This is a genomic window from Paenibacillus sp. UMB7766-LJ446, assembly GCF_030226665.1.
GTDB lineage: Bacteria > Bacillota > Bacilli > Paenibacillales > Paenibacillaceae > Paenibacillus > Paenibacillus vandeheii.
Map to the genome: position 1 here is coordinate 160935 of NZ_JASOYM010000016.1, position 12037 is coordinate 172971.

The following is a 12037-nucleotide window of genomic DNA, read 5'->3' on the forward strand; positions in this document are numbered from 1 at the left end:
TCCCCCTTCTTAACTTGCAACTAAAAAAATGCCTAAAATGCAAACAGATGTTTTCTTATCCTTGTCCATTTTAATTCAAGATATCCCGTTTCGTAAAGACAATGAATGACACAAAGAGTGAAGCAATGCCCCAAACACTAAGCACAATAAGGGAAAAACCCAAATTCATCCCTTCAATTGGTGGCAAACCGCCCGACAAATAATTCGGAAGTTCGAGGTTAACCATGAACAAATATTTGGCTGACTGCCAGGAAGCGGCCATACTGGTGAGAATCGTTCCTGCGATGAGTGCTGCCATCATAATGACAATACTTGCAGCTGTACTTCGCACTAATACAGAGACCATGAAGGCAAGCATCGCCACAATTATACTGACGAACCAGATCAGCCCAGCCTGCATCATCATATATAGCCACTGGTCCACAGCATGGACTGCTGACATATCGACATCTGTACCCACAACCTTGAATCCTGTAAAGATCGGCATGCCGAAGCCTTTGTATCCGAACACTGCTCCCGAGATGACATAACAGATAATATATGCCGACACCACAATAATCGACACGAACATGATCAGCGTTATGAGTTTGCTCAGCAACACTTTCCAACGTTTGACCGGACGGGTCAGAAGCATTTTGATTGTACCTGTGGTTCGCTCACCGGATACCAGATCCGAAGCAATCGCCATTATGAGCAGCGGGATAAACAGTCCGACAGCATTATTCATGAATTCCCGTGTAAACGTTACCCCACCAGGCTCCTTCGGATTGATGTCATTCTCCAGATAGTATTGCATTTGCTGGATGTACACCGTCCTGTACTTTTTGTATTCTTCAGGTACCCGGTCACTTCCAAGCGAGTTCTGATTATCCGTAATGGCCTGCTGCAGCTCAAGCCGCCAGTCGCCGCCAAACTTGTCACGATTATTTTCCGCAGATTTCATCTGGGCATACGTAAACATCGGGACCAACACCGCGAGAACGATAAAAATAATATAAAGACGTTTTTTCTTCACCATCTTGATCGTTTCGTTTCGGATCAGCGGCATGATGTTACTCAATGGATTCACCTTCTGTCATTTTTAAGAATAGCTGTTCCAATGTTGGCTGAATCCGCTGTACGCCTTCAACCTGAATTCCGGCTTGTACCATCTGCTGTACCAAGGCCGGAATTCGATCCTCATGCATTTCCGCAACGACAGCGTTCGAACCAAGTCCTGCAACAATGGTATCATCCATGACGTCTGCAGGACGATCCACCAGCGAAATGCCTGACTCCAGCAGCATTTTTTTGCCTGCCTCCAACGGAGTAACATGCCATATTGCCAATTTGGAGTGATCTTCAATCAGTTCATTAACGCCACCAACCGTGAGTACCCGCCCTGCACTAATAATCGCCACTCTGTCACAGAGAAGCTGAATTTCGCTGAGCAAATGACTGCTGACGAATACAGCCATGCCTTCACTTGCAAGCTGTTTGATAAAGATACGAAGTTCCTTAATTCCTTTCGGATCAAGTCCGTTCGTCGGTTCATCCAGAATCAGCAGCCGCGGGCGCCCAAGCAATGCCTGTGCAATGCCAAGCCGTTGACGCATCCCCAGAGAGTAGGTCCTTACTTTATCATGAATCCGCTGATCGAGGCGTACAATATCCACTACTTCCTGAATACGGTCATTATCCACCCCGGGCTGCATACGGGCAAAATGCTCAAGATTCTCCCATCCAGTCAAATAGGTATACACTTCCGGGTTTTCAACAATGGAACCGACGTATTTCAAGGCTCGTTCAGGATCACGATTGACATCATAACCACAGACTTGAATTTTGCCTTCCGTTGGTTTAATCAGATCGACTAACATTCGAATGGTTGTTGTTTTCCCGGCCCCATTGGGACCCAGAAAACCGAAAATTTCGCCTGGTTTAACGTCAAACGTAACATCCTTAATGATCCACTTGCGTCCAATTTTTTTCTTCAGATGCTGCACGGACAATACGGGATCAGCCTGTTCTTGTGCCATTTATTTTCCGCTCCCTTCTGCTGGAGTCTCTGCCTGATATTCCTGTGCAATCCGAACCGCAATTTGCTCGTAGCCTTCTCCATTGGGATGAAAATGATCTGATGACAGATACTGTCCCAGATGATTTTCAAACAGATCAAATGTAGGTACGAGTGTCATCTTGTCCTCATTGTTCAGAACCTGCATTGCAGCATCGTTCCATGCAGCTACAACTGCATTTCCCGGCTCTTTGAGTTCTTTCACATCACTAAACGGATTGTATAGCCCTATGTAGGCAATCTGTGCATCAGGGTTAATTTCTTTCACTTTCTTCAGAATCTCCTGCAAACGCTTTGACGTCTCCGGTAATGCGGCTACAAGTGTTTCTGCCGTTGGCACGTCTTCTCCCTGTAGAACTTGTCCTCCCTGGAATAGATCATTGGCTCCAATCGACAACAGAATAAAGTTGGATTGTTGTAAGACATAACGTACGCCCTGTTCATCCAGCTTGTTCAACAATGCGTCTGTTCTCAAACCGTTCACACCCAAATTGTTCAACACCTGTACATCGTATCCCTGATCCTTGAGCAAATTTCCTGCCCTTCTTACAAAACCAAGCCCCTCATCATCCCCCGTACCTCGTGCCAGCGAATCACCGATCACAGCCATTCGAATTTTACCGTCATTCACCGCAGGCGTTGATTCCCCGCTTTCCTTGGCAGGAGTTGTCGTCTGCTGTCCTGTACCTAACTGCGCATCTCCCTTAGGAAAAATGACATCTTTTATGGCGTAGCCAAATCCGAATAACAGCAGCAATGTAGTCAGTATGGACACTGTACTGATTGTTCTCCAGATCCATGGCGCCGAATCAAGATTTCTTTTTTTCATTCATCACATCTCCGCTCATGTACACCTGGCCGGGTACTTAAAATTGATTATGATTTTACATTAAGATGACGCGTTTTCTAAATAACATAAATGTTCTGTCGCTAATTTGCAAATTTTGCCGATATATAAGCAGATTTCGTTATCAAATAAGCTTTTACAAAAAAAAGCTATGTCACGCACAGCTTCAAGCTGCGGTGACATAACCTTTTTGAATTAAAGCAGATTATTCTTCAATATAATTCATTAGTTGCCGGTAAATTCTTGAGCCCAATATCCGTTATAGTATCCAACACCGATTTTCGTAAAGTTTTTGCTCAGGATATTCGCACGGTGACCTTCACTATTCATCCAGGCTGTTACAACCTCTTGAGGTGTTTTTTGCCCTTTTGCAATATTCTCACCAGCATAGCTGTACGTTACTCCGAATTGTTTCATCATGTCAAACGGAGAACCATAGGTCGGTGATTGGTGATCAAAATAATTGTTGTTGCTCATATCTTTAGCTTTGGCTAAAGCCACTTTGTCCAAAAGAGCATCGGAAGCCAATGCGCTTAAGCCTGCTTTGGAACGTTCAGCGTTCACAAGTTTTACGACCTGAGCTGCAAAATCCGATTTTGTGCTCTCACTGCCACTGTTGCCTGTATTACCTGTAGTTGTCCCAGTACCAGTCCCACTATTTGAAGGATCTTTGGCTGGTGTAGTTGCCGGTTTCTCTTCTTGCGTTGGTTTTGCTGGCGTTACCGGTTTGGCAGGTGTTGTCGGTTGAGCAGGTTTAGTTGTTTGATCAGGCTGTGTTGCAGGCTTCTCTACTGTTGTTTGCCCTTCGCCATTGGATACAGTGTAACCATTATCTTTGAGCCATTGTTCAATGTACGCTTTTAAGCTTTCCGCACTCGTAATTTTATACGTTGTCGTTTTAGTAGTAGTTTTATATGATGCATCTGCAGCAGAAGCGGAAGCAGGGAGCATAACCCCTACGGCAAGTACGGCTGTCAGACTGCTGGTTACGACGGTTTTCATCCATTTCTTCTTCAAATTCATTCATCTCCTTAGGAATTAGTTATGACAACTTTGTAATTAATACTCTTGGAGTATATCAATTCATAAGTAGATTGTGAACCCATAAATTATGGAAAAGTAACTTTTTTGTCATTTCTGCAATCTGTTTCAAGTGAGGGTGGACGGTTTAAAGTTCATTGCGCCATATTCTGCAATCTGCTCTTAAAACGCTGGCACATCAGCAAAAATTCCAACCCTGAGTCTTAAAATGCGGCATAAAAAAATGGCATCCGGACAAAAAAAGCTCGCCGAATGCCACTTATCTTCTATTTATCATTCACTACAATTTATCATTCACCACACCAAAAACGTGAAGATCGGGATAAAATAAAACTCTTTTTCTATAGAAGGACTTTACTGAAACGATAGCCTCTCTTCTGGAAACCAATATGCTCGTAGAAAGAATAGGTTGTTGAAGTCACTTCACGGTTCGCTCCAGTGACAAACAATTGTTTCCCACCTTGCTGTCTGCCCCAATCCTCGGCACGAGCCATCAGACGACGGCCAATTCCGCCCCCACGATATTCCTGCCCTACAATCAAAGACGTAATTTGGGCGGCAGGTTCCGGATAGGCATGACTTTGCACACATTGCAAGCCAATCACGCCAATAATTTGTTCATCCACTTCGGCAACAAGCATGCACGCGTTTGGATTGCTTTCCAAACATTCAATGCGCTCTTTCATGACATTGGCTGTTGTGGGATAGCTGACCTCTCGCATCAGTCCCGTTACCGCTTCAGCATCTCGCAGCTCACACTCTCGGATCATCAGTACAGGGGCCTCAACATTATTGGACATGATTTACCTCCACTTTCAGCATATTAGCGGCTTGTACCGCTGTTTTACGAGCTTCTTCCACATCTTGGCCGGCACTTAATGCTACGGCCATTCGGCGTCCCACTTTGGTCTCAGGTTTGCCAAATACACGAACCTGAGTACGAGGAAGCGCCAGTGCTTCTTCAATCCCGCCTACAGTAAAGTCAGATGTTTCATCATTAGCCTTCAGCGTTGCTGAAGCTCCCGGTGTCAGTAAATGTACACCTGTGACCGGAAAACCAAGAATTGCACGCACATGCAGCGCAAACTCGGAACTATCTTGCGTTACCATAGTAACCATGCCTGTATCATGCGGACGAGGCGATACCTCGCTGAACACGACTCCATCTGATGTCAGGAATAATTCAACCCCAAACAGTCCATAACCACCGAGTTCATCCGTAACAGACTTGGCAATATGACAAGCTTGCTCCCATTGCTCCGGTGTCATCGCATGAGGCTGCCACGATTCGACATAATCCCCATCTTTCTGAATGTGACCGATCGGAGGACAAAATACAGTCCCTGAGACAGATCTAACAGTGAGCAGCGTAATTTCGCTGTCAAACTTCACAAAGCTTTCCACAATGACACGTACGGATTTGCCGCGTGCTCCCGAAAGAGCAATGTTCCAGCATTCCTCTACGTCATCCGATGTGCGGCATACACTCTGCCCTTTACCGGAAGAACTCATTAGTGGTTTGATGACGCATGGTGTACCCAATTCACGAACAGCTTCCTGAAGTTGTTCCAGGTTGTCCGCAAAAAGATAGGCCGCTGTCGGAAGGTTCAATTGTTCGGCTGCCAGACGGCGGATGCCTTCGCGATCCATCGTTAAACGGGCAGCACGGGCCGTAGGAACGACACAAAATCCTTCTTCCTCAAGCTCGAGTAAAGCTTCTGTTGCGATGGCTTCAATCTCAGGTACGATGTAATGAGGTTGTTCCTTTCGGATCAATTGTTTCAGAGCTTCGGCATTTAACATGTCGATGCAGTAAGACCGATGTGCAACCTGCATGGCAGGTGCGTTTTCGTAACGATCAACAGCGATCGTCTCTACTCCCAGTCGTTGGGCCTCAATAACGACCTCTTTTCCCAATTCTCCGCTGCCCAGTAGCAGCATTTTTTTGGCTTGAGCCGAAAATGGAGCACCCCACATGTTCTTTCCAATCCTCCCAAAGAGAAATCTTCTATATCTATCTCTCTATTTTCGGGGTTTTGGTTAAAGAATGCAAGAGTGCTCCCTATTTTTCTTGTGAATTTTACAAGATTTTTTGTGTTTTTTCGATCAAATTTTACAAAAATCTGTATTGAGCTTCTATTAATCCATTATAAACTCCTTGTTTCTGGATAAGTTGCTCATGGTTTCCTTCTTCCTTGATTTCACCATGATCCAGCACGATAATGTTATCCGCATTTCGAATCGTGGACAGACGGTGGGCTACCATAAAGGAAGTTCTTCCTTTCAGCAGCACCTTCAAAGCCTCCTGGATTTTGAGCTCCGTCTCGGTATCGATACTGGCAGTCGCTTCATCCAAAATCAAGATTCGAGGGTTAGCCAGCAAGGCACGGGCAAAGGATAACAATTGCCGTTGTCCCATAGATAATACATTCCCCCGCTCTTCGACTTCCGTATCGTATCCAGCCGGCAGCTTCATAATAAATTCATGGGCATTAACAGCCTTCGCAGCTTCTTCCACATCTTCATTGGTTGCATCCAGCCGTCCAAAACGAATATTATCGCGAATGGTGCCAGAGAAGATAAACGTATCCTGCAACACAATACTGATCTGACTGCGCAGACTTTCAACCGTTACATCCCTTACATCCTGACCATCAATGGTAAGACGTCCGCCAGAGATGTCATAGAATCGGCTGATGAGATTGATAATGGTACTTTTACCGGAACCCGTATGACCTACAAGTGCAATCGATTGTCCGGCACCTGCAGCGAAACTGATTCCCTTCAGCGCCTGTCTGCCCTTCTCATATTCAAACACGACATTGTCGAATACAATATCCCCTTTAATAGAAGCAAGCGGTTTGGCTCCAGGTTTATCTGCAATACTCGGCTCCTCATCCATAAATTCGAAGATCCGTTCGGAGGAAGCCATGGCAACGAGCAACTGATTGTACATCTGTCCCAGACGGTTAATCGGGTCCCAGAAGTTGCCGACATAGTTGGCAAAAGCTACGAGCAATCCGATCGTCAGCTGCCCCTCTTGAATCAGATAAGCACCAAACCAGAACAGGATTAACGTTCCGAAGCCGCCTGTAATTTCAATCAGAGGACCAAAGCCCTGGTTCATGGCCGATGCTCTATCCCATGATTTTTTGCTCGACAGATTCATGTTATCAAAATACTTCATGTTTTCTTTTTCCTGCGTATAGGCCTGAGTCACACGAATCCCCTGAATGGATTCATTCAAGTGGGAATTAATGCGTGAGTTCTTCATACGCACATCCTGCCAGGCACGGCGGATCAGCACACGCAGTTTGGTCGAAATGATAAACATGAGCGGAACGGTAATGATGACCGCCAGACCCAGTTTCCAGTTGATCAGCAGCAAAATGACGATAATCCCCAGCAGCTGCACACAGTCAATCATGACGTTGACCGCACCGTTGGTGAACAGATCCTGCAGGGAGTTGATATCATTGGTGACACGCACCAGCACCGAACCCGCAGGTCTTTTGTCAAAGAAGTTAAAGGACAGCTTCTGGATATGTTTGAACAAATCTGAACGAAGATCATAAATGACCCGTTGTCCGATAATGTTCGTAAATTTGATTCGGTACGTATTGGCTGCCCACTGGATCAGGTATAATACGAGCACTGAACCAGCAATAATATAGAGCATCGTCAAGCTTGGCAGCCCCGTTGCAGGTGCAATTGCTCTGTCTATCGCCAAACTGATCAAAAATGGAACGGATAATTTCGTAATGGTACCCAATATCATCATTAGAATAATAAGTGGCAAGAGTTGTCTTGCATAAGGTTTCATGTACGAGAACAAACGTCCGAACTCACGCCAGTTAAACGGTTTTTCAATTATTTCGTCGTCCTGATATACAAAACGTTCATTCATTTTCTTGTCAGAGGTCTCTTGGACCTCACGCCTATCGGCTACCGTTTCGGCACTCATGAATTCACCTGCTCCCCAGCCTCCCGCTTACCGCGGGCAATATAATCTGCGTATTGAATCTCATAGACGTCCCGGTAAGGTCCCGGCTCTTCAATGAGACGTTTGTGTGTGCCACGTTGAACGACCCGTCCTTCATCCAGTACCAGAATCTCATCTGCGTGACGCAGGGAAGAGATCCGATGCGCAATGATAAACGTCGTTCTTCCACGCATGACTTCCTGGAATCCGGATTGAATCTCATGCTCGGTCTCCATGTCGACTGCACTGGTTGCATCGTCCAGAACGAGGATTTTCGGATTCTTGAGCAATGCCCTTGCAATAGCAATCCGCTGTTTCTGTCCTCCCGACAAGCCCATTCCACGCTCCCCTACAACCGTATCGTATCCTTCAGGGAATTCCATGATAAACTCATGGGCTTTGGCCAGTTTAGCAGCACGGATAATTTCGTCCATGGATACATTTTTGAGACCGTAAGAAATGTTGTTGCGAATGCTGGAAGAGAACAGGAACGTTTCCTGGAACACAGAAGCAATCTGACTCCGCAGGCTTCGAATTCCAATGTCCTTAATATTTTTGCCGTCCAGCTTGATCGTGCCCGAGTTCACGTTGTATGCACGCATCAGGAGTTGAATAATAGTTGATTTACCCGAGCCTGTTCCTCCGAGGAAGCCGATGACCGAGCCTGGTGGCGCATCAAAGTTAATATCGGTTACTGCCGGCATTTTATTGCCGTAAGCAAAGGTAACGGATTCAAAGGTTACATGCCCATTGACTTGATCAGCCTCCACAATGACTGGATCTTCTGTCTCTTGTACATCTACCGGCGTATTCAACAGTTCCAACACCCGTTCACCCGATGCTTTGGATTGCGTATAGTTGTTGATGTGGAAACCAAGGTTCCACATTGGACCGATTATGTACCAGATCAAACTGAAAAAGGCAACGAGTTCACCGAGTGTTAACGTTTTCTGAATAACCATGTTCCCACCAATGAGGAGCAGAAGAACTACGCTGACAGAAGCAAGAATCTCCATGATTGGAAAATATTGACTCCATAATGTTGCTGCATGAATCTGGTTCGTTTTGTAACGCTCGTTGCGGACGGAAAACTTCTCCACTTCGTGAGGCTCACGTGCAAATGACTTTACAGTACGCACACCTGTAATATTCTCCTGTACCGCTGTCGTCAGTGAACTGAGTGCCAGCCGCATTTCTTGGAACGCAGGGTGAATTCGGGATTCGAATCTCAGCGCAACGAAGGCAAGCAGAGGAATACATATGAGCGTTAGCAAGGTAAGCTTCCAACTCATCGTCATCATCATGATTGCGCCGAATACGACCATCAGAACCATGTTGAGAATTTGAGCGAAGCCAAATCCGATAAAGTTCCGGATCGCTTCGAGATCTCCCGTGAGGCGGGACATCAAGTCTCCCGTTTTGGCCGTATCATAATACCGGAAGGATAAAAATTGAAGCTTTTCGTAACACGCGTTACGAAGTCGGTACGCCAGGAAATTCCCGAGACGACCTCCAAAAAGACCGTGTAAAAATTGCATTCCCGCTTTCAAAATAACGACACCTAATACCGTTAAAGCAAGTTTGGGAACGTCTTCAAAATTACGCGGAGTGATGACGTCATCAATCAGTATCCTTAGCAGGTTCGGATACACCAGACCAAGCGCGGTCGCTATGGCGAGGCATAAGATCGATAAAAATAAATACGTGCGCTTCTCCCAGAAAAAGATCTGCAATTGCCTGAGAACATCCATGTCTCTCCTCCTCTTATGTCGTTCAAAAACAGTATGAACATTTATGAAGTTTATCACCGTCCCCCATTCGCGGCAAAGCGAATAAGCGACCATATTCAGGCTACTTTCACCTTAATGCGTCATTAAGGGAGGTAGATACCCTCCTATCAATCAAATGTTTGAATATTCTCTTCCTTTCAGGTTGTTCGTACCAAAAAAGGCTCCCTGTATGCCTTTAGAGACAGGGGCCTTTTTTGGTACAGCGACAACATTTCAAAATATCGCTGTATAACTCATTTTGTTTTACAACCGTTTCCATACAGACATGGATCTGACTCCCTTTTATTCACGTTCAATCTGCCCCAGTTGTATAGACAGGCTCTCCCATTCTCCGGCAGGAATTCCACTGGTCAGTGTCTCATGAAGGGCACCTACGGCTTCCTCAAGTCTCTCTTCCAATTGACGGGATTGATGCTGCAAAGAATGCTCAAGCTGGGTGTCATAGAATTGAACCAGCTTATTCTCTGCAGCAGGCAGAACATCGATCACCATCTGTTTAATAACAGGATCAAGTGCCTCTTGCAGCCGCTGGCGTCCCTCCCCTTCAAAGAACTGTTTCGGATTACGGAAATAACTCAGATACGCTTTCCAACCCGAAGGTTCTTCCAAACGGACCTCTTCCAGCACAGGTGTGCTCCAGCGTTCGTTCAGAGGCAAAGACAGATCCATTCCTCCGGATAATTGTTTCAAATCATCTATGCATTCGTTCACTTGCTTGTGCAGCCAAGTCTGACCAGCCTGTTCGAGTCTAAGCGTGGTCGCAAGCAGTTCCTGTTCCAGTTCGATCGCAATCATGCGCAGCAGTTCGCGTCCGCAGGCAGCGAAGGCTGCTTTTAGATTCCCGCGATCCTCTCGAAGAACTGACGGATGGAATGCCTCTGCCATGAACAGGCCAAAACGATAGCCCAGGCGCTGCCGCACATGGAAGAGCAGTTCAGCCGTTTCCTGAGCCAATTCCGCCTTCATGGACCGTTCCGCGAGCAAGTGTACCCTCTGAAGCGACTGTTCCTGGATTGAGCCCAGTTCATCACGACGTCGCTGTAGAACCTCTTCCCCCTGAGCTGCATCCTCGGCACGTGTCTTCAGACGTTTGATCACCCGTGCGATCTCTTCAGAAGCCCCACCGACCGCAAGATCCGCAAGCTCTCTTCCTGCAAACCGGTTAAATTCTTCCTCGAACTGAATAAAGCCGGATTGCTCCAGTAATGTCGCATCGTTGGCCGTCTTGCCTTCCATCGCCAGCATGCTGGATACCGGAAAGAGACGTGGCGCCCGAATGCCGTTACTACGCAGTTGTGTGCTCACATGGTCAAGTACCTGCTCCAACTCCTCTTCAGAGGAAGACAAATCACTCGCATTAACTACAAAGAACATCTGATCCATTGCCGAGCTGTCTTTCACTCGCCCCAATTGATTCAGGAACTGGCGGTCTCCCTGAGAGAAGGCATGGTTGTAGTACGTTACGAAAATGAGTGCATCCGCATTCTTCATATAATTGAATGTCACGCCCGTATGACGGGCATTCACGGAGTCAGCCCCCGGTGTATCTACAAGTACAATGCCTTGTTCTGTTACATCGCAACTGTAGTACAGGTCAATACTGTCTACAAAGCAAGACTTCCTCTCATTGGCAACAAAGTTTCGATATCCGTTCAGATCTACCAGCACATCCTGGCCGAGTTGATCTGCAGTATCCTCCCACCCTGCTGCGGCTGCCTGCAAAAAGCTGTAATGCGGGCGCCCCGCCGGATGCACATCCTGTGGTGAAAGGGCTTTGACCCGTTTTTGCCAGTCTGCCCCAGGCTCGCCCAGTCCGAGCAAACGGAAGGAATACGCGAGATCTTCCTGGAAGGCGTCCGGGGTCTTCATCCGGACCCGGGCTGTTCCATGCTCCGCGCCACCGGACGGAGCCATGATCCGGTTAATTGCCGCTGTCGTTGGATGCGGCGAGACCGGTAATACGGCTTCGCCCAGCAACGCATTGGCGAAGGAGGACTTGCCGGCGCTGAACGCTCCGAACAGCGCCAGCGTAAACGTGCCGCCCGCAAGCGAAGCCGCGCGTGCACGCAAATCACGTACCGCCGACCCCATGGCGGGGTACGGCTCTACCAGCGCAGCGGCGGCTTCCAGCCGTGCCGCCGCTGCGTCCAGGCGCCGGCGGCGCTGTGCGCCAGCCGCCGGCTGCCCATGCACCGCCGCTTTGCGCGGCGGCGGTGCCCCTGGAGTCTGTGGATGCGCAGCCACAGACTCTGCCGTGCCCGTGTGCGGGCCGGGAGCTTCGCCCGGCTCGTGCGCGGGCACGGGCGGGCCCTGCACCTCCG

9 protein-coding genes are annotated in these 12037 nt (G+C 47.5%); all 9 read right to left on the reverse strand.

The window, feature by feature from the left end; translation table 11 throughout:
* Positions 1 to 70 precede the first annotated feature (70 nt).
* On the reverse strand, positions 71 to 1060 hold the full coding sequence (locus QP794_RS29250; RefSeq protein ID WP_285080209.1) for an ABC transporter permease: 990 nt from the start codon (positions 1058 to 1060) through the stop codon (positions 71 to 73).
* Complete coding sequence (locus tag QP794_RS29255) at positions 1053 to 2018, reverse strand: ABC transporter ATP-binding protein (RefSeq protein WP_285080210.1); 966 nt, start codon at positions 2016 to 2018, stop codon at positions 1053 to 1055. Before QP794_RS29255 ends, QP794_RS29250 begins: the two co-directional genes overlap by 8 nt.
* Positions 2019 to 2885 carry a GDSL-type esterase/lipase family protein gene (locus tag QP794_RS29260; RefSeq protein WP_024630577.1) on the reverse strand — a complete coding sequence of 289 codons (867 nt, stop codon included), beginning with the start codon at positions 2883 to 2885 and terminating at the stop codon, positions 2019 to 2021.
* A 243-nt stretch (positions 2886 to 3128) separates the two neighbouring features.
* Positions 3129 to 3920 (reverse strand): CAP domain-containing protein, encoded by a 792-nt coding sequence (locus QP794_RS29265; protein WP_285080211.1) that lies wholly within the window; start codon positions 3918 to 3920, stop codon positions 3129 to 3131.
* 365 nt (positions 3921 to 4285) lie between these two features.
* A complete protein-coding gene (locus QP794_RS29270) occupies positions 4286 to 4744 on the reverse strand; it encodes a GNAT family N-acetyltransferase (RefSeq protein WP_024630579.1) in 459 nt (152 codons plus the stop codon).
* Complete coding sequence (gene purT / locus QP794_RS29275; RefSeq protein WP_094937014.1) at positions 4734 to 5921, reverse strand: formate-dependent phosphoribosylglycinamide formyltransferase; 1188 nt, start codon at positions 5919 to 5921, stop codon at positions 4734 to 4736. The genes QP794_RS29270 and purT overlap by 11 nt, the downstream gene beginning before the upstream one ends.
* A gap of 136 nt (positions 5922 to 6057) precedes the next feature.
* The gene (locus tag QP794_RS29280) at positions 6058 to 7908 is read right to left on the reverse strand and encodes an ABC transporter ATP-binding protein (RefSeq protein ID WP_285080212.1); all 1851 of its coding nucleotides are present in this window, start codon (positions 7906 to 7908) and stop codon (positions 6058 to 6060) included.
* Positions 7905 to 9677: an ABC transporter ATP-binding protein gene (locus QP794_RS29285; RefSeq protein ID WP_079349356.1), complete on the reverse strand. Its 1773-nt coding sequence runs from the start codon at positions 9675 to 9677 to the stop codon at positions 7905 to 7907. The genes QP794_RS29280 and QP794_RS29285 overlap by 4 nt, the downstream gene beginning before the upstream one ends.
* Before the next feature lie 321 nt (positions 9678 to 9998).
* On the reverse strand, positions 9999 to 12037 hold a 2039-nt coding region (locus QP794_RS29290), incomplete at its 5' end, for a dynamin family protein (protein ID WP_285080213.1).

Coding starts and splice junctions, on each gene's coding strand:
- QP794_RS29255 (WP_285080210.1), bottom strand. CDS start 2,018: ATGGCACAAGAACAGGCTGATCCCGTATTGTCCGTGCAGCATCTGAAG.
- QP794_RS29260 (WP_024630577.1), bottom strand. CDS start 2,885: ATGAAAAAAAGAAATCTTGATTCGGCGCCATGGATCTGGAGAACAATC.
- QP794_RS29270 (WP_024630579.1), bottom strand. CDS start 4,744: ATGTCCAATAATGTTGAGGCCCCTGTACTGATGATCCGAGAGTGTGAG.
- purT (WP_094937014.1), bottom strand. CDS start 5,921: ATGTGGGGTGCTCCATTTTCGGCTCAAGCCAAAAAAATGCTGCTACTG.
- QP794_RS29280 (WP_285080212.1), bottom strand. CDS start 7,908: ATGAGTGCCGAAACGGTAGCCGATAGGCGTGAGGTCCAAGAGACCTCT.
- QP794_RS29285 (WP_079349356.1), bottom strand. CDS start 9,677: ATGGATGTTCTCAGGCAATTGCAGATCTTTTTCTGGGAGAAGCGCACG.